Here is a 23,055-nt window from a genome sequence, read left to right as displayed (position 1 = left end):
CCTGTGGTTGTCCGAGTCGGCAGCGTGACGCCCGCGTCGGTGGCGGTGGCGGTGGGCCGGAGGCGTCAGCCGGTGGGGCTGGGGGCCAGCGCGGCAGCCTGCCGAAGTGCCTCGATCATGCTACCGGGATCGGCTGTGCCGGTCCCCGCGATGTCGAAGGCGGTGCCGTGGTCCACGGAGGTGCGGATCACCGGCAGGCCGACGGTGAGGTTGACGCCCGCCTCCAGCCCGAGGATCTTCACCGGGCCGTGGCCCTGGTCGTGGTACATGGCGACGATCAGGTCGTAGTCGCCGCGTCCGGCGAGGAAGAACGCGGTGTCGGCGGGCAGCGGCCCCCGGGCGTCGATTCCGTCCGCGCGCAGGATCTCCAGTGCGGGGACGATCTTCTCCTCCTCCTCGCCGTAGCCGAACAGCCCGTTCTCCCCGGCGTGCGGATTGATTCCGCAGACCCCGATCACCGGGTGCTCGACCCCGGCCCGCACCAGCGCGTCGTGGCCGCGCCGGACGGTGCGCTCCACCAGGCCGGGTTCGATGCGCTTGACCGCGTCGATCAGGCCGATGTGCGTGGTGACGTGGATGACCTTGACGGTGTCGGTGGAGAGCATCATGGAGACCTCTTCGACACCGGTGAGGTGTGCGAGGAGTTCGGTGTGGCCGGGGTAGAGGTGGCCGCCGGCATGCAGGGCCTCCTTGTTGAGGGGGGCGGTGCAGATGCCCTGGACGGCCCCGGAGAGGGCGAGTTCGGCGGCGACCCGTACGTACTGGTAGGCGGCGTCCCCCGCGATCGCGGAGAGCGTGCCCCAGGGCAGGTCGGCGGGGAGCAGCCCGAGGTCGATGACGTTGATCCGGCCGGGGGTGAACTCGGCGTCCCCGGGCCCTTCGACGGTGACGATCTCCACCCGGCCCGCGAGTCCCACCAGTTCGGCGGCCCGGCGCAGCCGCTCGGCGTCGCCGACGACGACGGGCCGGATACGGCTGAGGGTGCCGGGGTCCAACAGCGCGGGGACGATCACTTCCGGGCCGATCCCGGCGCCGTCGCCCATGGTGACGGCGATGACCGGCAGCGCGTCGATCTTCTCGGCGGCGGTCGGTGCGGTGCCGGCGGGAGCGGCGGGGGTGGCGTTCATGAACGGGCCTTTCGCGTGGTCGTGAGAGGTGCGTGGGGGTTTCGGGGCCGGATGGCCGGGGGCGGGAGGTGGGTGGACCGCCTTGCGGGCGGCGGGAGTTCGGGCGGTCGGCGTGCGGACGGCCGGAGTGGGGGCGGTCGGCGAGCCGCCAGTTGGAGCGCGCAGGGCGCGGGCGATGAGGCGTAGCGAGTCGGCGTCGCCGAAGCTGCCCGGCCGGGTGACGACGGTCCGGCCGTCGGGGGTGGTGGCGAGTACCGCCCCGTGGTGGACCTGTCCCCATGGCCGCAGTTCGCGGACGGCGAGGGCATCGAGCACCCGGCGGGCGGTCTCGCCGCCGGTGAGCACCAGGTCGGCCGGGCCGGGGGCGGAGTCGAGCAGGGTGGCCGCGGTACGGGCGAGGTTCCGGGAGATCGCGCGGGCGGCCGCAGGGTCGGGCGGGCCGTTCCGGCGCAGGGTGAGGACGGTGGTGCCGGGGCTGAGTGGGGGCAAGGGGTCGCCGGGGTACGTCGCGCCCGGGTCAAGGGAGTACAGCGCCGCTCCGTCGGTGACCAGACGCCGTACCTGTTCGGCGGCGAGGGGTTCGGCGGTGCCGACGACGACGAGCAGCGGGCGGGCGGCGGGACCGGGCGGGGGCAGTGGCGCGGGCGGCCCGCCGCCGAGGGACCGGCCGAGGGCGAGGGCGAGCCCGCCGGAGCCGGCCAGCGCGACGCGGGGGTCGACGTCCAGGGCGGCGGCGAGCAGCGTGTCGAGGTCTGCGTCCGTCTCCGCGTCGGCGACGACGGGCAGTCCGGTGGCGAGCGCTTCGCGCAGGGCGGTGCGCAGGAGGTGGGCGGGGCCCCGTACGGCGGTGAGGCCCAGCAGCGCGACGGGGACGCGAAGTGCCTCGGCGATCGAGCGTGGCGGCGGGGCGGTCTCGGCGCGCCAGGCGTTCCCGGTGTGCAGGGGGACGCCGTCGGTGTGCAGGACGCCGTCGCGGACGGTGCGGTGGGCGGTGGGCAGTGCGGGGGCGAGGAGGACGCCCCGGCCGGTGGCCGCGAGGGCGGCGATCTCGGCGGCGAGGTTCCCGCGCAGCAGGGAGTCGACCTTCTTCAGGACGAGGGTGCCGGGGGCGAGCCCGGTCATGACGGCGGTGATCCGGGCGGCGGCGCCGGTGGCGGAGAGCTGTCGCGAGTCCAGGTCGAAGACGGTGGTGGTCCCGGCGGGCGCGGGCGTGGCTGTGCGCGGATCGAGCAGCACTCGGGTGCGTGTTGTGCGCGAAAGCAGTGCGGCGGCGGTCTCTGCGGCGCCCGACAGATCGTCGGCGACGGCGAGTACGCGCTGACCGGGTCCGAGCGGCACGAGCCCTCCTCGCATAGGAAGCAACTGCTGGTGGAGACGGAAGTGACACAGGCGGTGACCGAGTTGGACGGCCCCGCATCCCGCCGGGCGGGGTGCTCTCGATACTGACACACGTTGCGCGATTTGCGCGAGAGACCTTGCGCATATCGCGCACGCCATGCCACGGTGACCGACACGAAACACCTGGCACCCGCCGCCGGTGGATTACCAACCGGGGTCAGATAGACGCAACCCCCGTAAATGTCAAGAGGTCAACGATGACCCGTTTCGATACCGGTGCTCCCCTGAGCCGACGCACCCTGCTGCGTATCGGCGCCGGGGCCGGTGCCGGCCTCACGCTCGGTCTTGGATCGGCGTGCGCCGGGCCGACCGGGACTCCCGGACCGGGCACGATCAGTCTGGGGTTCAACCGCTCCCTGGTCAGCCTGGACAACAAGCTCAACCAGTTCGACGCGGCCCTCACCGTGCAGCGCGGCGTCCGCCAGTCGCTCACACGGGTCGGCGAGGGACTGAAGCTCCAGCTGGTTCTCGCCGACCGTTTCGAACTCACCGCACCCACCCGCTGGACGGTCCGGTTGCGCTCGGGGGTGCGCTACTCCGACGGCAGCCCCGTCACGGTCGCCGATGTGTCCACCGCCCTGAAGATGTACGGCGAGGTGAACGGCTCCTTCATCACCGGGCTCTTCCCCGAGCTGCCGACAGTCGAGCCGGTGGACTCCAGGACCTTCCACCTGCGCACCGAACGTCCGCTGCCGGTACTCGACTACCTCATGGCCAACATCCTCATCACCCCGGCCAAGGCCAACCGCCCCGAGGAACTGTCCGGCGGCATCGGCTCCGGCCCGTACATCGTGACGTCCGCCAACGGCGGCACCGGCGAGTACACCCTGGCCCGCAACACCGCGTACTGGGGCCCCCGTCCGCTCATCGACAACGTGCGGGTGCGGTTCGTGCCCGAGGAGTCCAGCCGGGTGATGGCGATACGCGCCGGGGAACTGGACGTCGTCGACTCCCTCACCCCCGACTCCGCCGACCAGCTCGACGGACTGCCCGGAGTGCGTATCGACCGGGTCGCCGGCACCCGGATCAACCAGCTCTTCTTCAACTTCCGCAAGAAGAAGGGTGAACCCCTGGCCGACCCCCGCGTCCGGCAGGCGCTGAGCCTGGCCGTGGACGGGCAGGCACTGGTGCGCGATGTGCTCACCGGTTCCGCCGAGGGGGCGCGCGGTGTGGTGCCACTCGCTCTGGAGGGCGCGGTACGCACCGGCTCGTACACCTACGACCCGGGCAAGTCGCGGAAGATGCTGGAGTCGCTGGGAGTCCGGGGCCTCAAGGTGAAGATCATCTGGGAGACAGGCGAATTCGCCGCCGACACCTCGGTGATGGAGGCCGTCCTGGAGATGCTGCGCGAGGTCGGCGTCGCCACCACCCTCCAGCAGTTCGAACCCGGCGGGGACATCCTGCAGTGGCGCCAGGGGCGCCGCGGCGACTGGGACATCCTCGGCAACGGCTACCCCGGCCCCACCGGCCAGGCCATCACCACCCTCCAGGGCATGTTCGGCGGCACCGCGGCGAAGGAGAAGACCCGCGACACCTACCAGGGCTTCGTCGTCCCCCGGATCGCCGACGGGCTCACCAACGCCTCGGCACAGACCGACACCGCCCGCCGCCTGGCCCAACTGGCCACCGTGCAGCGGGAGATCTGGGCACTGTGGCCCGCCCTGTGGGCCTTCGTGCCCGATGTGGTCACCGCCCGGCGCGGCCGCGTCCAGGATCTGGGACTTCAGTCCGTCAACTCCTACGACCTCGCCACCGTGCGCCTGGAGGGCTGAGCGATGCCCCGCTATCTGGCACGGCGCCTCGGACAGAGCCTGCTGACCGTCTTCATGACCGTCACCACCGTGTTCGTCCTGGTCCGCCTGGCCCCCGGCGACCCGGCCTCCGCGTACGCCGGCCCCACCGCCACCACCGAGGACCTCGCCCGCATCCGCGAGCAGTTCGGCCTCGACAAGCCGGTGCTCACCCAGTACGGCGTCTTCCTCCGCGACCTGGTCACCGGCAACCTCGGCACCAGCTACTCCTTCCGGTCCCCCGCCCTGGACGTGGTCCTGGACCGGCTCCCCTACACCATCACCCTCGCGGCCTCCGCGATCCTGCTCACCACCGCCGTCGCCGTGCCCCTCGGGGTGTGGATGGCCCGCCGCGCCGACACCGCCCGCGAACTGGGCGCCAACGTCGTCACCATCGCCGGGCAGTCCATGCCGGACTTCTGGAGCGGCGTCATGCTGCTCACCGTCTTCGCGGTGCTCTTCCCCGTACTGCCCGCCTCCGGCTTCACCACCTGGGGCGGCCTGGTCCTGCCCACCGTCACCGTCGCCATTCTCCAGATGGCGCTGATCTCCCGCCTGGTCCGCAGGGAGATGATGACCGCGCTCGGCTCCCCGTACGTCACGGTCGCCCGCTCGCGCGGCGTCTCGGAACGCGCCCTGACCTGGCGGTACGCCATGGGCAACTCCACCATCCCGGTGCTGACCGCCCTCGGCACCCGGTTCGCGGGGATGCTCAACGGTGTGGTGGTCGTCGAAGTCGTCTTCGGCTGGCCCGGCGTGGGCTCCCTGGTGGTCCGCGCCCTGGAGACCCGCGACTACCCGCTGATCCAGGCCACGGTCCTGGTCACCGCCGCCCTCGCCGTCCTCGTACAACTCCTCATCGACCTCGCCTACCCGCTGCTCGACCCGCGGGTACGCCTCGGAAAGGCGGCCTGAGCCATGAGTACCGCTCTGAAGCCCCCTGGCCCGGCCGCGGCCACCGAGCGCCCCAGCGCCGTCACCGCCACCGCGCTCGCCCGCTCCTCCGCCACCCGCCGCCGGCGCGGCTCCCGGCTCAAGCTGTGGGCCGGTTCGGTCTGCACCCTGCTGGTGGTGCTGCCCATCGCACTGGCCTCCGTCCTTCCCCTCCCCGGCCCCGACCACCAGGACCTGGGCCGGCGCAGGCTGGCCCCGCTGACCGACGGCCACCTCTTCGGCACCGATCAGCTCGGCCGCGACCTGCTGTCCCGGGTGCTGCACGGCGGACAGGTCTCCCTGTCCATCGGGATACTCGCCGTCCTGGTCTCCGGAGTGATCGGACTCGCCGCCGGAGCAGCCGCCGGGTACTTCGGCGGCTGGGTGGACTCCGTCGTCTCCCGGCTGCTGGAGGCCCAGCTCTCCCTGCCGCTGCTGATGATGCTGCTTCTGGTGGTGGCCCTCTTCGAACCCTCGATACCGGTGATCACCTCCGTCATCGCGATCGCCCAGTGGCCGGAGGTGGCCAGGCTGACCCGGTCCCTGGTGCTCGTGGAACGCGAGAAACCGTACGTCGCATCGGCGCGTGTGCTGGGTCTGCCCAGGGTCGGCATCCTGCTGCGGCACATCGTGCCGAACATCATCGGGAAGGCGAGCCTGGTCGTGCTTCTGCTGCTCGCCCAGGCCGTGCTCCTGGAGAGCGCGCTGAGCTATCTGGGCGCGGGGCCGCAGCGTCCCTTCGCCACCTGGGGACGGATCATCTCCGACGGCCAGGACTACATCACCACCTCGTGGTGGCTGGTCACCCTGCCCGGCCTGGTCATCGTCCTGCTCGTCGTCGGGGTCAACCTGATCGGCGACGGCCTTCGCGACCGTATCCGCACCCGTCGTCCAACAGCAGAGGTCACCTCATGAACACCCCTGTCACCGTCGAGGCCGGTACCGCCGCCGACCGCCCACTGCTGGACGTCGAGGACCTCCAGATCGAGCTGCTCACCGCGTACGGCGTCGTGCGCGCGGTCGACGGTGTCAGCTTCAGGATCGCCGCGGGCGAGACCGTCTCCATCATCGGCGAGTCCGGATCCGGGAAGTCCACCACCGCGATGGGCATCCTGCGGCTGCTGCCCGAAGGGCTCGCCGTGCTCTCCGGCTCGGCCCGGATATCGGGGGTGGACGTCGTCGCCGACCCCGGTGCCGCGGCGAAGGTCAGGGGGCGCCGGGTCTCGCTGATCCCCCAGGACCCGATGACCGCGCTCAGCCCCGTGCACGGCGTCGGCCGCCAGCTCGGCGAGGCCATCGCCCTGCGCCACCCCTCCCTGAGCCGCGGTCAGGCCCGTGACAAGGGCCTGGAGCTGCTGGCCCGCGTCCGGATCAGCGACCCGGCGGCCGTCTGGAAGGCGTATCCCCACCAGCTCTCCGGCGGCATGCTGCAACGCGTCCTCATCGCCATCGCGCTGGCCGCCGAACCCGTCCTGCTCATCGCCGACGAGCCGACCTCCGCCCTCGACGTCACCGTGCAGGCCGGGATCCTGGATCTGCTGATGGAGCTTCAGGAACGCACCGGCATCGGCATCCTGATGATCACCCACGATCTGGGGGTAGCCCGGCTGGTCTCGGACCGGATCCATGTGATGCGCGACGGCCGGTTCATCGAATCCGGGACCGTCGAGCAGGTGGTCGACGCGCCCCGCGAGCAGTACACGCGCGACCTGCTCGCCTCCGTTCCCGTGCTCGGTGCCTGGGACGAGACCCCGAGCACCGTTCCGGCCGCTCCCGCTGTTCCCGCGGTTCCCGTTGACGAGGAGGCCGTCCGATGAACACGACATCGGCGAACACGCCGTCCATGAGCACGCCATCGGCGCACAGCCGCGCGACGGGCGGCCCCGCGGCGGGCGGCCTCGCGGCGAGCGCCCCCTTCCTCAGCGTCGAGAACCTCGTCGTCGAGTACCCCGTCCCGGGCGGCACCTTCCGGGCCGTCGACGACATCTCCTTCACCGTCGAACGCGGCACCTCCCTGGCCGTGGTCGGCGAGTCCGGCTGCGGCAAGTCCACCCTCGCCCACGCCCTGGTCCGGCTGGTCCGCCCCACCTCCGGCCGCATCCTGCTGGAGGGCACCGACCTGGGGGCCCTGTCGGAGCGGCGACTGCGCCCGCACCGGCGCCGGGTGCAGATGATCTTCCAGGACCCGTACGGATCCCTCGACCCGCACCTGAGCGCCGAGGACATCGTCGCCGAGCCGCTGCGGCTGGCCGGTGAGCGGTCCCGTACCGCCCGCGCCGCGCGTGCCGCCGAACTCATCGACCGGGTGGGGTTGCCCAGCTCGGCCCTGCACCGCAGGCCGGCGGAGTTCTCCGGCGGACAGCGCCAGCGCATCGGCATCGCCCGCGCGCTGGCGAGCGACCCCGAGCTGCTCGTCTGCGACGAGGCCACCTCCGCGCTGGACGTCTCCGTACAGGCACAGGTCCTGGCGCTGCTCCGGGACCTCCAGGCGACCACCGGGCTCACCTTCATCGTGATCTCGCACAACCTGGGCGTGGTCCGCGAGATCAGCGAGGAGCTGATCGTGATGCGCTCCGGGCACATCGTGGAGCGCGGTGCCACCGGCGCCGTCCTGGCCTCGCCCGTCGAGCCCTACACCCGGGCGCTGCGCCGCGCCGCCCTCGACCCGGCCGCCATGCGGGGGCGTAAGCCGCGGTACGTCGTCACCGCCTGCGCGGGCGGAGCCACCACCGACGACAGCGATACGGGAACCCGTGCAGGCACCGCTACAAGCACCCGTACAGGCAACGACACCGACACCGGGATCCGGGCTTCCGCCGACGCTGCGGCCACCCCGCGGACCGTGGAATGAGCGATATGACCAGCACCCCACCGACGGACACTCCCCGGCCGGACGCCCCGGCCACGGACACCGGCCCGACGGACACCGGCCCGGCAGGCACCGTCCTGCCCGGTGTCCCCGTGCGGCTGTCCCGGCTCGTACTCGGCACCATGACCTTCGGCGACACCGTCGGCCCCGCCGACGCCCTCACCATGCTCGACGCGGCACTCGACGCCGGAATCACCGGTGTCGACACCGCCAACGCGTACGCGGGCGGAGTCACCGAGACCATCCTCGCCGACGCCCTCACCCCCGCCCGCCGGGCCCGGATGGTGCTCGCCACCAAGGCCGGCATGCCGCACCCGGACACCGGGGACCACTCACCCCTCTCCCCCACCGGCATGCGCCTCGCCCTGGAGGGCAGTCTGCGGCGGCTGCGCACCGACCACGTCGATCTGTTCTATCTGCACCAGCCGGACCGCACGGTCCCCTTGGCCGACACCCTGGCGACCGTCGCCGAGCTCAAGGCCGAGGGCAAGATCGGCGCCCTCGGCGTCTCCAACTTCGCGGCCTGGCAGATCTCGGAGGTCGTCCACACCGCCGAACGGATCGGCGCGCCCGGCCCCGTGATCGCCCAACAGCTCTACAACCTGCTGGCCCGCCGCGTCGAGGAGGAGTACCTCGAATACGCCCGCACCAGCGGCCTGTTCACCATGGTCTACAACCCGCTGGGGGGCGGTCTGCTCACCGGCCGCCACCGCTTCGGCGACACTCCTGCCGACGGCCGCTTCGGCGACTCCGCACTCGCCGCCATGTACCGGCAGCGCTACTGGGATCCCCGTCTCTTCGACGCCGTCGAGCAGTTGGCCGTGATCGCGGACGGGGCCGGGATCCCGCTCACCGATCTCTCGCTGCGCTGGCTGCTGGGCCGCGACGACGTACACGCCCTGCTGCTCGGCGGCTCCCGCCTCGACCATCTGCGGGCGAATGTCGCAGCCGCCGGGGCCGGGCCGCTGCCCGACGACGTGAGCGCCGCCTGCGGCAAGGTCGGCGCCGCACTGCGCGGCCCGATGCCCGCCTACAACCGCTGATCCCCCCACCAAGGAGAGCCCTGATGAACGCTGCCCGGTTCGCCACCGCCCTGCGCTCGCGCGAACGGCTGATCGGCTACTGGTCGGTCCTGGACACGCCGGTGGCCACCGAACGGATCGCCCGACTCGGTTACGACTACGTGTGCCTGGACGGCCAGCACGGACTGCTCGGCTACAGCGGCCTGCTGCACGGCCTCACCGCCATCGACGCCGGGGGCGTATCCGTCGGCCTGGTACGGGTCGAGGCCAACGACCCGGTGCCGATCGGGCGGGCGCTGGACGCGGGGGCCGCCGGGGTGATCGTCCCGTTCGTCGACACCCCCGAGGAGGCGGCCGCCGCGGTCGCCTCCTGCCGGTACGCGCCGGCCGGGCGCCGCTCGTACGGGCCCATGCGGGCGGCGCTGCGCATCGGCCCCGCGCCCGCCGAGGCCCACGACGCGACCGTGGTCCTGGCCATGATCGAGACGGTCGCGGGGCTGGCCGCCGTCAAGGAGATCTGTGCGGTGCCCGGCCTCGACGGGGTCTACATCGGCCCGTCGGACCTGCGGATCGCCCTGGGCGGGGCGACCTCCACCGACCCGGCCGTGGACCGGGAGTTCGAGGCCGCGCTCAGGGCAGTCCGGGAGGCCGCCGACGACGCGGGCATCGCGGTCGGCATCCACACCCCGGACGGGGCCACCGCGGCCCGCCGGCTCGCGGAGGGGTTCACGTACGCCTCGGTGGCCAGCGACCTGACGCACCTGGAGCAGGTGGCCCGCGACCATCTCGGCGCGGCCCGCCGCCCGTCCGACGCCCCCTGACCTTTCGGCCCCCCGCCATCGATACGCCGGACGCCCGCGCCCGCGTCCGGACCTCGAACCGCCGTTCCGCCCCGCACACTTCAGGACAAGGAACCTCCCGTGGAAACCCGCCGCCAGCCCGCAGTCTCCCCGCCGCCCCCGCCCCGGCCGGACGGCGTGGTGCGCCCCCGCCCGGACGATCCCGCCCGGCACGAGGCGTTCCTTCCCGCACCCGCCGTACAGAACCACGCGGCCAATCTGGCACTGCTCCCCGACGGTAACCTGGGGTGCGTCTGGTTCGCCGGCACCCAGGAGGGCGTCCCCGACATCTCCGCGTACTTCTCCCGCCTCTCCCCCGACGACACTTGGAGCGAGCCGGTACGGCTCTCGGACGACGCCACGCGTTCCGAGCAGAACCCTCTGCTGTTCGTCACCCCCTCCGGCGCGCTGTGGCTCCTCTACACCGCTCAACTGGCGGGCAACCAGGACACCGCCGAGGTCCGGACGCGGATCTCCGAGGACTCCGGCCGCACGTGGGGGCCCGTACGCACCCTGTTCCCGGCCACCGAACGCGGCGGTGTCTTCGTCCGGCAGCCGGTCACCGTACTGCCGGGCGGGCGCTGGCTGCTGCCGGTCTTCCACTGCGTGGCCACACCCGGCGTCCCCTGGGTCGGCGACCACGACACCAGCGCGGTCATGATCAGCGACGACGAGGGCGGCACCTGGACGGAGCGGGCGGTACCGGGCAGCACCGGCTGCGTCCACATGAACATCCACCCGCTGGCCGACGGCACCCTCCTCGCGCTCTACCGAAGCCGCTGGGCCGACGCCGTCCACGTGTCACGGTCCGAGGACGACGGCGAGACCTGGAGCGAACCGGAGCCCGGTGAGCTGCCCAACAACAACTCCTCGGTGCAGTACGTGCCGCTCGCCGATGGCCGGCTCGCCCTCGTCCACAACCACAGCAGCGCCGCCGACGCCACCGCGCGGCGCGTCTCGCTGTACGACGAGATCGACGACGAGGGGCTGGCGAGCGACCGACCGGCGGACCAACCCCCCGCGCCGCAACCCCGGTTCGCGGCCGACGACGGCGTCCGGACGGCGTTCTGGGGAGCGCCCCGCGCGCCCCTCACCCTCGCGCTCTCCGCCGACGGGGGCCGGACCTGGCCGGTCCGCCGCGATCTGGAGACCGGTGACGGACACTGCCTCACCAACAATTCCCGCGACCGGCTCAACCGGGAGTTCTCCTACCCGACGATCCTCCAGGGCCCGGACGGGACGCTGCACATCGCGTACACCTACTGGCGACAGGCCATCAAGTACGTGCGCGTCGCGCCGGACTGGGCCACCGGTGCCTGAGCCGCGCCACGCCGTCGTCACCGGCGCCAGCTCCGGGATCGGCGCAGCGATCACCGCACGACTGCTCGACGAGGGGTGGCAGGTCACCGCGCTCTGCCGCACCCGGCCGACGGGGGGCGCCGCGCCGCGCTGGATCCCGGCCGACCTCTCCGACACCGCGGGCCTTCCCGCGCTGCTGGCGGAGGTCGGCCCGGTCGACGCGGTCGTGCACGCCGCCGGACTTCAGCGGTCCGCACGGCTGGGCCAACTGTCCGCGGACGACGGGGCCCTGATGTGGAACGTGCACGTGCAGGCGGCGGCCGTCCTGCTGGACGCCCTGGTCGGACGGATCGCCGACGGCGGCCGGGTGGTGCTGATCGGCAGCCGCACGATGACCGGCGTGGCGGGCAAGAGCCAGTACGCGGCGACCAAGGCCGCACTCGCCGCGCTGGCCCGATCATGGGCCGCCGAACTCGCCCCACGCCGGATCACGGTCAACGTGGTCGCCCCCGGCCCGACCGACACCCCCATGCTCCGTGACCCCGGGCGGTCCGCGACCCCGCCGGTGACGCCTCCCCTCGGCACCCTGGTCGCCCCCTCGGACGTCGCGGGCCTCACGGCGTTCCTGCTGGGCACGGAAGGCGGCTCGATCACCGGCCAGACGCTGATCATGTGCGGGGGCGCCTCACTGTGACGGGCCCGGCGTCGGTGATGGCTCGGGCCGCGGACCCGCTGTTCACTCATTCCCCCACTCCCACGTGTCGACGTACGCGGCCTCGCCGGTGCGGCGGGCTTCCTCGACCGCGTTCAGGCGGGCGAAGTCGTGAGGCGGCATCAGTGGTTCCCACTCGGTCAGGGGCAGGACGCGGGCCTCGTCGTGTTCCTCCGGGTCGACGGTGATGCCGCGGATCTGCGCCGCGGTGAGCCGGCCACCGTCGAAGACGCAGCCGATCGTGCTGTAGGGCCAGCCGCCGCCGGGCAGGCCGTACACCATGGCCAGGAGGCGGGGCGGTCCGGTCGGTGTGATGCCGGTTTCCTCCCGGCACTCGCGAACGGCCGTCTGCCAGGGGCGCTCGCCCGGGTCCATCGTGCCGCCCACGAGCTGCCACGGGTGGGCGGGAGAGTAGACGGAGTGCAGCTGGAGCGGCCGGTCGTCCTCGTCGGTGAAATAGAGACACGCCCAGGCGGTTGCCTTGAGGACCGTCTCGGCGTACCGGTCGAGCGACATCGGGGGCCCCGCCCCCTCGCCGCTCGGCCGCTCACCCGGCGTGGCCGTCACGGCGCCGAACGGGCCGCTCATGTGCGGGCCTCGCGCTGTTCACCGTTCGAGGTTTCCGCGGAGGCGATCTGGTAGGACAGCAACTGCTTGAACAGGCCCGGTTGTCGGGCCAGTTCCTGATAGGTGCCCTCCTGGACGATCCTGCCCTCGTCGAGGACGACGATCCGGTCGGCCACGGCGACATTGGTGATGCGGTGGGTCACCAGCAGCACCACCCGGTCGCGTGCCAGGTCCCGTAGCCGCTGGAAGATCCGGTACTCGGCCCGGGGGTCCAGGTTCGCGGTCGGCTCGTCGAGGACCAGCAGTCCCGCCTTTCGGAAGAACGCCCGTCCGAGAGCGACACGTTGCCACTGGCCGCCGCTCAACTCCTCCCCGTTCAGCCATTCACGGGCGAGAAGGGTGTCGAGACCGGCGCCGAGTCTGTCGACGACTTCGTCGGCTCCGGACGCTTCGCATGCCTCGCGGACCGCCGCGTCGCCCCGCGGTGAGGGCTGTCCGAGTGTGATGTTCTCGCGCACCGTCAAAGGCCAGTGCGCGTAGTCCTGCGGCACCAGGGCCACTTGCCGCCACAGCGCCTGCGGGTCCGCGTCGCCGACAGGTGTGCCGTCCCACAGCACCTGGCCGCCCGTGGGCAGATACAGGCCGCTGACCAGTTTGGACAGTGTGGACTTGCCCGAGCCGTTGAAGCCGACCAGAGCCGTGACCTCGCCCCGGCGCAGAGTGAGGGAGACGTCGGACAGCGCGTCCCGGTCCTTCCCGGCGTAGCGGTGGGAGACCGACTTGATCTCGATCGTCTTCGGCGCCTCGGGCCGGTGTTCGCCGCGGCGCATGCGGTATCCGCCGGCCTTGTCCAGGAATCCGGTCCAGTCGTCCATGTACAGCCCGGTGCGCACCGCCCGCGCCCCGACGGAGACCAGTCCGCGGACCGACTGACCGGCCGTCTGAAGGGCGAAGACCGCCGTCCCGGCGTGCCCGACGCTGATACGGCCGGTGGCCAGCAGCCATACGACCGCGGCCCATACGACCGCCGACCCCAGGCCCCCGCAGAGCGCACCGACCAGGGACATTCGGGCGCCGGTGTCGGCCGCGGCCCGGTCCTCGCGGTTGATCCGGGAGACCGTCTGCCGGTAGCGGCCGGACAGGAAGCCGGCCATGGTGCCGGCGCGGATCTGGTCGGCGGCGTCCTTGGTGTAGATGTGCCAGCGCAGCACCGACAGCATCCGCTGGTCGCCGTTGCTGCGCAGATTCGCCAGGTAGCGCACCCGTGCGGCGCTGACCTGGGCCAGGGCCTGCGGCAGGCTCGCCGCCACCAGAAGCGGCAGGAGCACCCAGCTCACTCCGGCCAGCACGAGGGCTCCGGCCAGGAAGGAGGCCGCCGAGGCGATCAGGTCCTGCCCCTCGTCGATCAGGTCCCCGGTGACCTGGGCGCCGCGGTCGGCGGCCTCGCGGTCGCGGTTGAAGTCCGGTTCGTCGTAGGCGCGCAGCTCCACCTCGGCGCAGCCGGTGAGCAGCATCAGCTCGGCCTCGCGCGACATCAGCGGGCCCAGCCGGGAGGAGAGCCAGCTGACGGTGATCCCGAGAAGCGCACGCGCGCCGGACGCGCCGGCCAGCAGGGCGACGGACGGCCACGCCTGAAGGAGCCGGTCGTAGACGTCCCCGCCGGTCAGCAGCGCGGTCAGGGTTCCGCTGATGGCGACCAGGCCCAGGGCCTGCATCACGCCCGCGGCGGCCTGGCACAGCAGGAGCCCGACGGTCGCGCGTCGGTCGACGCGCCAGGCGAGAGCCAGTGACCGGCGTACCAACTGCGGCAGGCGGCGCGCCATGTCGCGCATCCGGATCGAGCGCCCTGCGGCTTCACGGCTGCCGGTCAGGTCGACGTATCGCATCTCGGGATCGGGGACAGGACCGGGAACGGCCTCCGGCGTGGGCGCGGTCCGCGACCCGGGTCCGTCCTGTGCTCCGGCGGGCGGCTTCGCGAGCGGGGGCGGGGTGGTGCGCGGCCCGGGGACGCTTTCGGCCGACGCGTCGCTGGACTCACTCATGCCGTCCACCTCGCGTACCCCCGTGCTCGGACACGGCAGTTCTTCCGCGTGACCGCGGACCGCCCCGCTCTGTGTCGTTGGTGTGCGTCTGCCGAGGTCAACTTGGCCTCCTGGAAGGTCGATCGGGCGCGTCGTGAAGCTCAACGACCAGGTGGCGTTTTCGAACGCGTGTGTTTCGGACGCTCCGGAAACCGCGTGGCAGCAGGGGAATCGGTGCGTGCCGGATGCACGGGCCCTTGCCGGGTGGGAGGGCGTCCTGTGACACGGATGGCCGAAACGCCGATGCGTGTCTGTGGCCCGGCCCGGACCGTCGTCGGGGTCGGGTCCGGGCTGCGACGGCGGCGCGGAGGATCGTGCAGTCCGGGGCCGGTTCAGGCGTCCAGGGTGACGTCCGAGGTCGGGACCGCGCAGCACAGGAGTGCGTGGCCCGTGCCGACTGGGGCCGCGGGGGTGAGGAGGTGTACCGTCCGGCCCTTCACCGGTTGGCGGCAGGTGCCGCACGCTCCGGCCCGGCAGGCGGCGGGCGGCCGGAGCCCGGCCGTCTCGGCGAGGTCCAGGAGGGTGCCGTCCTCCGGGGTCCAGCGGGCCTCGATCCCGCTGATGGCGAACCGTACGGTGAACGGCCCCGGCGAGGGCGGCGGCAGGTCTGTCAGTGCGGCCGCCACCGGTGAGAAGAACGGCTCGTCCTTGACGGACTCATCCGACAGCCCCGCCGCCCGCACCGTCCGCACGAAGGGGCCCGGGCCGCAGAGATACGCCTCGGTGAGTGGGTCCGCCGCGAGCTGTGCGAACTCCTCGGCGGTGGGGCGCCCTTGACGGGCGCCGGGTGGCAACGGCCCTTCGGGTGCGGTGAGATGGAGCCGCGCCTCGGCGTTCGGGAGCCGGTCCGCCAGTGCGGTGATCTCCGGCCAGAGCGGCGTCTCCCGCTCGGTCCGCGCCACGTTCAGCACGGTGACGGACCGCTGTGGCGCCGTCGCCGCCACCGACCGCAGCAGTGGCAGTACGGGGGTGATCCCGATGCCGGCGGCCACCAGCAGCAGCGGGCGTCCCGCGTCCGGGGAGAGCGGCGCGTCGCCGTACGGACCGGAAATCAACAGCCTTTCGCCTGGGCGCAGTTCGTGCAGCAGTGACGACACACGGCCGTTGTCGAGGCGTTTGACGCTGATGCACAGCTCGCCGGTGGAGGCGTCGGTGATCGTGTAGCAACGCCACAGCGGCCCGTCAGCGTCGGCGGTGTGCACCCGCAGATGCTGACCGGGCGCGCAGGGTACGTCCGCCGGATCGCGCAGTCTGAGCGTGGCGACCGTCGGGCTCCGTGGAAGGCGCTCGGCCACGGTGGCGTAGCGGGGCCGGTCGGGACCGGCGGCGGGCAGCCGGGCGGGATCGACTCGCTCGCCGGTGTCGGTGAACGGGTCGCCGACCGCGACCGGTCCGCCGCCGACCACGCGCGCGTAGATTCCGCAGTACAGATGGCCGAAGCGGGAGGCGAGCAGCACCGGCACGTTGAGGTCACGGACCCCGGTGGCCGGATTGACCGTGGTCGCCCGGCACCGTTCGGTGGCCTGGACGATCTCCAGTTCCGCCCCGCCCAGCCGTACGCGCCGGCCCACCAGGTCCAGCTCCCGCCAGGCGCCGAGCCCTTCGACGTAGAGGTTGGCACGGAACCGGCGGGGATCGAGCGGCACGTCGCCCGCCTCGGCCATCGCGTCGAGTGTGTCGAGATTGACGAGCGAGAGGGCGGCCTGCGGCCAGTCCCACAGCGGCACCCCCGTGGACTCGACCGACACGGGACCGAGCGGGCCGGCCGGGAACCAGCCGCGCAGTGTCCGGCTGGCCCGCGCCACGTCCACCGGTCGGGGCCGGCCGGCGTCCAGCCGTACGACGATCTCCTCGCCGTCAGGCGAGCCGATGCGCAGTTCGCCGGCCGCGTCGTCCAATGTCAGGCGGTGGCGCGCGAGCACGGCGTTCTTTACCAGTCGCAGGAACGCCTCGCTCGGCACCCATTCGGCATCTGTCGCGGCGGCCACGGAACCGTTGCGCAGCGCCAGGATCCGGTCCAGGGGCAGTCCGGCTCCGGGGGTGAGCGCGACGCGTTCGAGTGACTGGCCACTCATGCCCTTGACCGGGTAGCGGACGATGCGCGTGATGCGGGCGGGACCGGTGACGGGGCGCTCGGCGCCTCTCACAGGTGGTTCCAGCTGTCGTCGGTGGCGGTGCACGGTCCGCCGTCGTGGTAGCGCAGCCGCCGTTTGTCGAGGTCGATGCCGATCGTCAGCAGGGTCCGCCACTGCAACTGGAACTCCAGACCGGGCTTGGGGTGACAGCACAGCGGAGCGCCGTCCTCCTCGTGTACGCGAAGCAGCGCCAGCCAGTTCGCCGGATCGGTGGACATGATCAGGTCGCGCCGGTCGCTCAGCCGCTTGTAGCGGGGGTGGGTGCTCGCCGCGGCGGCAGCGTCCTCACCGAGGGCGAGTCGCGGATCGAGGAAGTGGTTGGTGTGTATCAGTACGCCGTCGGTGTCGGGCCGTACCACCGCCGTCCCGCGTGGACTGAGCTCGATGCTCGCCCCGTCCGCGCGCCGTCCGTCGTAGGTGACGACGGTGAGCACGGTGGACGCGGACACCTTCGCCGAGCGGGCGATGTCGGCCGCCTCGGAGACGGTGGTGGCCTCGTCCAGGACACGGCGGGCCACGGCGTGGACGGGGACGCCGATGGACTCGCCGTCGTCCTGGTGGCTGAGGATGTTGAAGTGCACGCCCAGGCCCGCGTCGTTGACACCGATCTTGGCCAGGACGCCCGCCTCAGTGAAGGCCCGGACGGTACGGTCCGCCGAGGGCCGGTAGGCGGTGAGGGTCTTGGCGGCGGCCATCTCGTCGTGCCAGTCCCAGGTCTGGATGGTGTGCGGGGCGCCGGGGCCGCCGACGTACACGGCGGTGGAGCACTCGCCCTCGGCGGTGGCGCCGACGGTCGCCAGGATCTCGGTGCGCGCGTTGACCATGGCGATCTCCCACGCCTGTGCCCCCGCGCCCTCGGCGACGGCCACCAGTTCGGTGCGCAGGTGGGGGGTCCACCGCTCGATCTCGGCCAGGGCCTGCTCCCCGTACGGGCGCAGGTCCTCGGGGTCGACCCGGACGGCTTCGAAGAGCCGGCGGTAGGCGGCGATGTTGTCCCGGATCCGCGCGGCGTGCGCGGTGCCGAGGGCGAGACCGCGCCGCGTCGGGTCGGTCTCGGCGCAGTGGGAACGGGGGATGGTCACCGCTCACCCCGTGCGCGGGAGAGGACCAGGGCGAGCGCGAGGGTCTCGGCACGGGCTGCGAGAGCGGGTGCGGGGGTGGGGGCGGGCGCGGGCGCGGGGGCGGGCAGCGGCCGGTTCGGGATCAAGGCGGACCTGTCTGTGGGAAGGCTTCCGGTCGGGGTCAACGGACACTGCTGAGGATCGCGTCCCACATGACCTCGGCGGCGACGGATCCGAGCGCGACGGAGGTCAGGGAGTCCGCCCCGGTGCGTGCGGGATTCTTGGGCAGGTCCACCTCGTCGGTGGTGAGGGTGAAGAGGGTGTCCCCGTCGAGATTGGTGTGGAAGGGCTGGATGCCACGGTGCATGGAGCCGTGCACCTGACGGCCGAAGTAGGCCAGCTCCCGGTCGCCGAGGCGGACGTTGGTGACCACGACGGAGATGGTGGTGTTGCCGGGCATCGTGGTGGGAGCGCCCGAGGCGAACGCGTCCGCGTAGTCGAGTTGCGGAAGCCGCCGTGTGCCCGTGGCCGCGTCGTAGTTGCCACGTACGACGGTGCCGTCCCGGTCCACGACGACCCCGACCGCGTTGACCACGGTGGCGGCGAGGATCTTGACGTCGCCGATCTGGCGGAAGGCGGCGCCCTGGCCGGCGAATTCGCAGCGCTCGTAGTCGACCTTCCCCACCGACGCGGCGGCTCCGGCGCCGCGTCGGCCCACGGGGAACCGGCCCGGGCGTGCGGCGAGCAGCGCGGCCCGGCCGAGCGCGGCGTCCGGGAACACCGCGTTGTCGCGGGCACCGAAGTCGTAGATGATCGCGCCGGCCACGCACTGGAGGTGCTCCCAGCCCGCGTTGTTCTCCTTGCGCCGCAGCAGTTCGGCCGCGACGCCGGGCGCCGCTCCGAGCCCGTACAGGGACCCGCCCGCCAGGCAGATGGCGTGCGCGTAGTCGTCGCCCCCGTAGGTGAGGCCGATGGCGCCGCCCCGCGCGTCGATCGACATCCGCGCGCCCGCCGGGACATGGACGACGGTGGCGCCGGTGGGGCCCTCGGCGTACTCGGCCGTGCCGACCTCGACGCCGGGGAAGTCGAACTCCACGACACGGTCTCCGGGATCGGTGACGGGCCGCAGTACGTAGTCGTCGTTGCTTCGGGAGGGGCCGAAGTCGGGGACCGGGACCAGTGCGTGCTGGGCGGCCGTGGAGTGGGCGGGGCTGGTCACAGTGTCTCCAGGAGCGTTCGTGAGTAAGGGTGTTCGGGCGTGGCGTAGAAGCGCGCGGTGTCGGCGAGTTCGACGACGGTTCCCTCGCGCATCACCGCGATGCGGTGGGCGAGGTAGCGGACCGCGGCGAGGTCGTGCGAGATGAACAGGGCGCCGAAGCCGTGCTGGGACTGGAGGTCGTGGATGAGGTTGAGGGTCTGCGCCTGTACCGAGACGTCGAGGGCGCTGACCGCCTCGTCGAAGACGATGAAGCGCGGACGGGTGATCAGGGAGCGGGCGATGGCCACGCGCTGGCGCTGTCCGCCGGAGAGTTCGTGCGGGAGCCGGTCGCCGTAACTCGCGGGCAGGCCCACCTGGTCGAGCAGTCGCGCCGCCTGCCCGTGGTGGGCGCGGAGGCGTCCTCCCTCGGTCGCGGTGAGGGGTTCGGCCACGCAGTCGAGCACGGACATACGGGGGTTGAGCGACCAGTGCGGATTCTGCAGGACCGCCTGGATCCGGCCGGCCCGCGCCCGCCGGCCGCCGTGAGGTGAGCCGAGGAAGCGTACGGTCCCCGAGGAGGGGCGCAACAGACCGAGCGCGACGGAGCCGGTGGTGGACTTGCCCGAGCCGGACTCACCCACCAGGCCGAGGGTCTCCCCGGCCGCGATGCTGAAGCTGACCCGGTTCACGGCGGTGAGGGAGCGTCGGCGCCGACCTGCGCCGGAGGCGAAGACGACGGACACGGCGTCAAGTTCCAGCACGACGTCCGGGGGTGGGTGCGGGTCGGCGTGTTGGGCGGTCCGCGGGGTGGCGTGGGTGACGCGTGGTGCGGCCTCGCGGTTGGCGCCGTGTGCGGCATCGTGGCCCCCTCCGTGTGCCGCCTCGTGGGTGACACCGTGTACGGGATCGTCACCGCCGCCGTGTGCGCCCCCGCGGCCGGACGCCGACTCGGTGCGCTGTCCGGCCCCCGCCTCCGGCTCCGCGCCGTGTGCGGCTCCGTGGCCGCGCACCGGTTCGGTACGGTCCACACGTCCGTCGGGTACGGCCCCGCGGCTTGAAGCCGGCTCAGTACGCTGCCCCGTCCCCGGCTCCGTGCCGTGGCCGGTTCCCTGGGCGGGTACCGGCTCCGCCCCGTACGCCCGTTCCTCGTTCATCGTGGTGTCTCCATCGGCTGGGGCGGCAGCGGCACGGCGGGCCGCGGCACCGGGTGGTGGCAGAGCACGACGCGCCGCGCCTCGCGCGCGGGGGCCGGGTGGTCGTCGTGGCAGAGGTCCGTCGCGGCGCCGCAGCGTGGGGCGAACGCGCAGCCCCGCGTTTCGCCCAGCAGCGCGGGCGGGACGCCCCCGATGGCGCGGAGCCGTTCGCCCGGCGCCGCGCGGGCGGGATCGGCGGCTGCCAGGGCGGCGGTGTAGGGGTGGCGGGGCGCGCCAAGCACGTCGGACGCCGGCCCGTCCTCCACCACGCGCCCTCCGTACATGACGGCGATCCGCCCGCACCAGCGGGCGACCCCGCCCAGGTCGTGGCTGAGCCACAGGACCGTGGTGCCGTTGGCCGCCGCCAGGGAGAACAGCAGCCGCAGGATGTCCTGGCGCACCTGTGCGTCCAGCGCGGCGGTGGGTTCGTCCGCGATGAGCAGGTCCGGGGTGCGGGCCATCGCCATCGCGATGGTGACTCGCTGGGCCATGCCTCCGGAGATCTCGTGCGGATACAGCCGCAGGACCCGTTCGGGTTCGTGGATCCGAACCTGGTCGAGCCGGTCCAGAAGTCCGGCCCTGCCGGTGGCGGCGCCGGTGCCCCGCAGGGCCAGGGCGAGTTGGCGTCCGATGCGCAGGGTCGGGTCGAGGGCGCCGACCGGATCCTGCGGGATGAAGCCGAGCCGTTCACGGCGCAGCCGGGCGACACGGTCCGCCGGGAGATCCAGTACGGATTGGCCGTCTACCAGGACGCGGCCGCGTGGGTAGCGTGTCGCGGTGGGCAGCAGCCGGCCCAGCAGGAGCCCGAGTGTGGTCTTGCCCGAGCCGCTCTCGCCGACGATGCCGATGTGTTCGCCGCGCTCGACGCAGAGGCTGGCGCCGTCCAGTGCCCGCACGGTGCGCCGCGTGGTGTGGTACTCGGCCACGATGTCGTCGATAAGGACCAGCGGGGTCATCTCAGCGCTCTCGCTTCTCTGGGTTCCCACCGGTCGCGCATGCTGTCGCCGATGAGGTTGATCGAGACGATGGCCGCGACGAGCACCACACCGGGCGCCACGATCAGCCAGGGGGCGTTGACCATGTAGAGGCTGCCTTCCTGGATCAGCAGGCCGAGGGAGGCGTCGGGGAGTTGCACGCCGTAGCCGAGGAAGCCCAGCCCGCCTTCGACGAGGATGCCGACGGACAGGGCGTACGTGCCCTGGACGGCGATGGTCCCCGCGACGTTGGGCAGGATGTGGCGGCACATGATCGTCGTGGCGGGTACGCCGCTGATCCGGGCGGCGGTGACGAAGTCCCGCCGGGCGACGGTGCGGGCCGCGGTGGCGATCATGCGGGTCATCAGGGGCACGGTGACGAGCACGATGCTGGTGAGGGCGGCGGGCTGACCGGGGCTGAGCACGGCGGAGACCAGGACCGCGAGCACGATGGTGGGGAATGAGTAGAGGACGTCGCCGAGCCGGGTGATCAGTTCGGCCGTTCTGCCGCCCCGGTAGCCGGCGACGATTCCCAGGGCGGTGCTGATCACGGCGGCGAGCAGTACGGCAGCCGAGGAGAGCAGGAGGGTGGTGCCGATGCCTTGGAGGAGTCTCGGCAGGAGCGAACGGCCGAGGCTGTCGGTGCCCAGCGGTCCGTTTCCGCCGGGCGGGGTCAGACGCGGGCCGACGGTCGCGTCGGGATCCCCGCCGAGGCCGGTGAGATGGCTGAGCAGTGTGGCCGCGACGAGGACCACCAGGGTCCACGCCGCGATCCGGAAGAGCGTGTCGAAGGTGCCCATGGCGAGGACGCGGCGCAGCCGTCCCGGCCGGGAGCGGGGAGGCCCCGCGGGTGGCACGGCCCGCGCGGGCGGGTGCGTGGTGTCGCCTGTCATGACCGGGCCTTTCCGGCGAGTGCGCTGATCCGGGGATCGACGAGCCCGCAGACGAGGTCGATCAGCAGATTGGTCGTGATGAAGACGGCCGCCGCGAGCAGCACGCCCGTCTGGACGACCGCGTAGTCGCGCCGGTCCAGTCCGTCCACCAGGAACGAGCCGAGGCCGGGCGCGTTGAACAGGCGCTCCACGATGACCGCGCCGCCGAGCAGATACGCGCTGAGGGTGGCGGTCAGGGTCAGTACCGGGATCGACGCGTTGCGCAGGACGTGGTGGCGCACGATGAAGGCGACGGACGCGCCGCGTGCCACCGCCGCGGCGATGTGCGGCTCCACCAGGACCCCGAGCACGGCGTCGCGGGTGGTGCGGGCGACGGCGGCGACGCAGAACACGGCGAGCACACAGGCCGGCAGGAGCAGTGAGAGTGCCGACCGGACGGGGTCCTGCGACCAGGGGACGTACTCCCCGACGGTGAGCCCGAGGCTGTAGCGGGTGAACAGGAACACGACGAGGCTGCCCAGGACGAACTCCGGCACGCTCAGGCCGAGGCTGCCGAGGAGCCGGCCGGTGCGGCCCCCGCCCTTGCCGCGGGTGCCGGTGTACACGCCGAGTGGGATCCCGACAAGCACGGTGAGGGCGAGGGCGAGGCCGGTCAGGGTGAGTGTGACGGGCAGCCGGGCGGCGAATTCGGCGCTGACCGGGGTCCGGCTGGCCATCGAGATGCCGAAATCGCCCTGGACGGCGTTGAGCAGCCAGTGTCCGTACTGCTCGGGCAGCGACCCGCCGAGCCCGAACCGCCGTGCCGCCTCGGCCTTGTCGGCGGTGGTGGCGAGCGGGCCGAGCACCAGGTCGGAGTAGCGGCCCGGCATCGCTCGGACGGCCGCGAAGATGAGGACGGAGACGCCGGTCATGGTGAGCGCGGCGGCCGTGAGACGTCCCAGGACCCAGCGGAGGTAGGCCATGG

Annotated in this window: 20 protein-coding genes; 9 read left to right on the top strand and 11 right to left on the bottom strand. The window is 72.7% G+C overall.

The genetic code is table 11. The features are described 5' to 3' along the window. Window positions 1–65: 65 nt before the first annotated feature. Window positions 66–2,465 (bottom strand): 4-hydroxythreonine-4-phosphate dehydrogenase PdxA, encoded by a 2,400-nt coding sequence (gene pdxA, locus ACFWHU_RS25790; protein WP_387227519.1) that lies wholly within the window; start codon window positions 2,463–2,465, stop codon window positions 66–68. A gap of 257 nt (window positions 2,466–2,722) precedes the next feature. Here pdxA and ACFWHU_RS25785 point away from each other — a divergent pair, with 257 nt between their 5' ends. The 9 genes from ACFWHU_RS25785 to ACFWHU_RS25745 all read left to right on the top strand — a co-directional run bounded on the left by ACFWHU_RS25785 (window position 2,723) and on the right by ACFWHU_RS25745 (window position 11,971). Continuing rightward, window positions 2,723–4,297, top strand: a complete 1,575-nt coding sequence (locus tag ACFWHU_RS25785; protein WP_387227517.1) for an ABC transporter substrate-binding protein — start codon at window positions 2,723–2,725, stop codon at window positions 4,295–4,297. 3 nt (window positions 4,298–4,300) lie between these two features. Continuing rightward, complete coding sequence (locus ACFWHU_RS25780) at window positions 4,301–5,230, top strand: ABC transporter permease (protein WP_385800731.1); 930 nt, start codon at window positions 4,301–4,303, stop codon at window positions 5,228–5,230. Window positions 5,231–5,233: 3 nt separating this feature from the next. Then, entirely contained in the window at window positions 5,234–6,163 is a 930-nt protein-coding gene (locus ACFWHU_RS25775) for an ABC transporter permease (protein ID WP_385800733.1), read from the top strand. Continuing rightward, entirely contained in the window at window positions 6,160–7,065 is a 906-nt protein-coding gene (locus ACFWHU_RS25770) for an ABC transporter ATP-binding protein (RefSeq protein ID WP_387227515.1), read from the top strand. Before ACFWHU_RS25775 ends, ACFWHU_RS25770 begins: the two co-directional genes overlap by 4 nt. Beyond that, window positions 7,062–8,099 (top strand): ATP-binding cassette domain-containing protein, encoded by a 1,038-nt coding sequence (locus ACFWHU_RS25765; RefSeq protein ID WP_387227513.1) that lies wholly within the window; start codon window positions 7,062–7,064, stop codon window positions 8,097–8,099. The genes ACFWHU_RS25770 and ACFWHU_RS25765 overlap by 4 nt, the downstream gene beginning before the upstream one ends. A 5-nt stretch (window positions 8,100–8,104) precedes the next feature. Then, a complete protein-coding gene (locus ACFWHU_RS25760) occupies window positions 8,105–9,160 on the top strand; it encodes an aldo/keto reductase (protein WP_387227511.1) in 1,056 nt (351 codons plus the stop codon). A gap of 23 nt (window positions 9,161–9,183) precedes the next feature. Next, complete coding sequence (locus tag ACFWHU_RS25755) at window positions 9,184–9,960, top strand: HpcH/HpaI aldolase/citrate lyase family protein (protein ID WP_387227509.1); 777 nt, start codon at window positions 9,184–9,186, stop codon at window positions 9,958–9,960. 99 nt (window positions 9,961–10,059) lie between these two features. Then, complete coding sequence (locus tag ACFWHU_RS25750; RefSeq protein ID WP_387227507.1) at window positions 10,060–11,298, top strand: exo-alpha-sialidase; 1,239 nt, start codon at window positions 10,060–10,062, stop codon at window positions 11,296–11,298. Further along, the gene (locus ACFWHU_RS25745) at window positions 11,291–11,971 is read left to right on the top strand and encodes an SDR family NAD(P)-dependent oxidoreductase (RefSeq protein ID WP_387227505.1); all 681 of its coding nucleotides are present in this window, start codon (window positions 11,291–11,293) and stop codon (window positions 11,969–11,971) included. Before ACFWHU_RS25750 ends, ACFWHU_RS25745 begins: the two co-directional genes overlap by 8 nt. Window positions 11,972–12,013: 42 nt before the next feature. Here the strand turns inward: ACFWHU_RS25745 and ACFWHU_RS25740 are convergent, their stop codons facing one another. The 10 genes from ACFWHU_RS25740 to ACFWHU_RS25695 all read right to left on the bottom strand — a co-directional run bounded on the left by ACFWHU_RS25740 (window position 12,014) and on the right by ACFWHU_RS25695 (window position 23,053). Further along, a complete protein-coding gene (locus ACFWHU_RS25740) occupies window positions 12,014–12,577 on the bottom strand; it encodes an NUDIX domain-containing protein (RefSeq protein ID WP_387227502.1) in 564 nt (187 codons plus the stop codon). Continuing rightward, window positions 12,574–14,442 (bottom strand): ABC transporter ATP-binding protein, encoded by a 1,869-nt coding sequence (locus ACFWHU_RS25735; RefSeq protein WP_387227627.1) that lies wholly within the window; start codon window positions 14,440–14,442, stop codon window positions 12,574–12,576. The genes ACFWHU_RS25740 and ACFWHU_RS25735 overlap by 4 nt, the downstream gene beginning before the upstream one ends. A 527-nt stretch (window positions 14,443–14,969) precedes the next feature. After that, window positions 14,970–16,784: an MOSC domain-containing protein gene (locus ACFWHU_RS25730; protein WP_387227500.1), complete on the bottom strand. Its 1,815-nt coding sequence runs from the start codon at window positions 16,782–16,784 to the stop codon at window positions 14,970–14,972. Continuing rightward, on the bottom strand, window positions 16,781–17,854 hold the full coding sequence (locus ACFWHU_RS25725) for a C45 family autoproteolytic acyltransferase/hydolase (protein WP_385800752.1): 1,074 nt from the start codon (window positions 17,852–17,854) through the stop codon (window positions 16,781–16,783). The genes ACFWHU_RS25730 and ACFWHU_RS25725 overlap by 4 nt, the downstream gene beginning before the upstream one ends. Then, the gene (locus ACFWHU_RS25720; protein ID WP_387227497.1) at window positions 17,851–17,979 is read right to left on the bottom strand and encodes a hypothetical protein; all 129 of its coding nucleotides are present in this window, start codon (window positions 17,977–17,979) and stop codon (window positions 17,851–17,853) included. Before ACFWHU_RS25720 ends, ACFWHU_RS25725 begins: the two co-directional genes overlap by 4 nt. Before the next feature lie 35 nt (window positions 17,980–18,014). Continuing rightward, window positions 18,015–19,052 carry a P1 family peptidase gene (locus tag ACFWHU_RS25715; RefSeq protein WP_387227495.1) on the bottom strand — a complete coding sequence of 346 codons (1,038 nt, stop codon included), beginning with the start codon at window positions 19,050–19,052 and terminating at the stop codon, window positions 18,015–18,017. After that, window positions 19,049–20,059 (bottom strand): ABC transporter ATP-binding protein, encoded by a 1,011-nt coding sequence (locus ACFWHU_RS25710; RefSeq protein ID WP_387227493.1) that lies wholly within the window; start codon window positions 20,057–20,059, stop codon window positions 19,049–19,051. The genes ACFWHU_RS25715 and ACFWHU_RS25710 overlap by 4 nt, the downstream gene beginning before the upstream one ends. A 122-nt stretch (window positions 20,060–20,181) precedes the next feature. Then, complete coding sequence (locus ACFWHU_RS25705) at window positions 20,182–21,180, bottom strand: ABC transporter ATP-binding protein (protein ID WP_387227491.1); 999 nt, start codon at window positions 21,178–21,180, stop codon at window positions 20,182–20,184. Then, the gene (locus ACFWHU_RS25700) at window positions 21,177–22,091 is read right to left on the bottom strand and encodes an ABC transporter permease (protein ID WP_387227489.1); all 915 of its coding nucleotides are present in this window, start codon (window positions 22,089–22,091) and stop codon (window positions 21,177–21,179) included. Before ACFWHU_RS25700 ends, ACFWHU_RS25705 begins: the two co-directional genes overlap by 4 nt. Next, window positions 22,088–23,053 (bottom strand): ABC transporter permease, encoded by a 966-nt coding sequence (locus ACFWHU_RS25695; RefSeq protein WP_387227487.1) that lies wholly within the window; start codon window positions 23,051–23,053, stop codon window positions 22,088–22,090. The genes ACFWHU_RS25700 and ACFWHU_RS25695 overlap by 4 nt, the downstream gene beginning before the upstream one ends. Window positions 23,054–23,055: the final 2 nt, after the last annotated feature.

The sequence above is a fragment of the Streptomyces sp. NPDC060366 genome (genome assembly GCF_042725135.1).
Classification (GTDB): domain Bacteria; phylum Actinomycetota; class Actinomycetes; order Streptomycetales; family Streptomycetaceae; genus Streptomyces.
This window is presented reverse-complemented; position numbering and strand designations above follow the sequence as displayed.

Bases quoted from the DNA above. Each gene is read 5' to 3' on its own strand.
- ACFWHU_RS25760 (WP_387227511.1), top strand. From the start codon at position 8,105: ATGACCAGCACCCCACCGACGGACACTCCCCGGCCGGACGCCCCGGCC.
- ACFWHU_RS25775 (WP_385800733.1), top strand. From the start codon at position 5,234: ATGAGTACCGCTCTGAAGCCCCCTGGCCCGGCCGCGGCCACCGAGCGC.
- ACFWHU_RS25735 (WP_387227627.1), bottom strand. From the start codon at position 14,442: ATGCGATACGTCGACCTGACCGGCAGCCGTGAAGCCGCAGGGCGCTCG.
- ACFWHU_RS25765 (WP_387227513.1), top strand. From the start codon at position 7,062: ATGAACACGACATCGGCGAACACGCCGTCCATGAGCACGCCATCGGCG.
- ACFWHU_RS25755 (WP_387227509.1), top strand. From the start codon at position 9,184: ATGAACGCTGCCCGGTTCGCCACCGCCCTGCGCTCGCGCGAACGGCTG.
- ACFWHU_RS25785 (WP_387227517.1), top strand. From the start codon at position 2,723: ATGACCCGTTTCGATACCGGTGCTCCCCTGAGCCGACGCACCCTGCTG.
- ACFWHU_RS25695 (WP_387227487.1), bottom strand. From the start codon at position 23,053: ATGGCCTACCTCCGCTGGGTCCTGGGACGTCTCACGGCCGCCGCGCTC.
- ACFWHU_RS25740 (WP_387227502.1), bottom strand. From the start codon at position 12,577: ATGAGCGGCCCGTTCGGCGCCGTGACGGCCACGCCGGGTGAGCGGCCG.
- ACFWHU_RS25700 (WP_387227489.1), bottom strand. From the start codon at position 22,091: ATGACAGGCGACACCACGCACCCGCCCGCGCGGGCCGTGCCACCCGCG.
- ACFWHU_RS25705 (WP_387227491.1), bottom strand. From the start codon at position 21,180: ATGACCCCGCTGGTCCTTATCGACGACATCGTGGCCGAGTACCACACC.
- ACFWHU_RS25780 (WP_385800731.1), top strand. From the start codon at position 4,301: ATGCCCCGCTATCTGGCACGGCGCCTCGGACAGAGCCTGCTGACCGTC.
- ACFWHU_RS25770 (WP_387227515.1), top strand. From the start codon at position 6,160: ATGAACACCCCTGTCACCGTCGAGGCCGGTACCGCCGCCGACCGCCCA.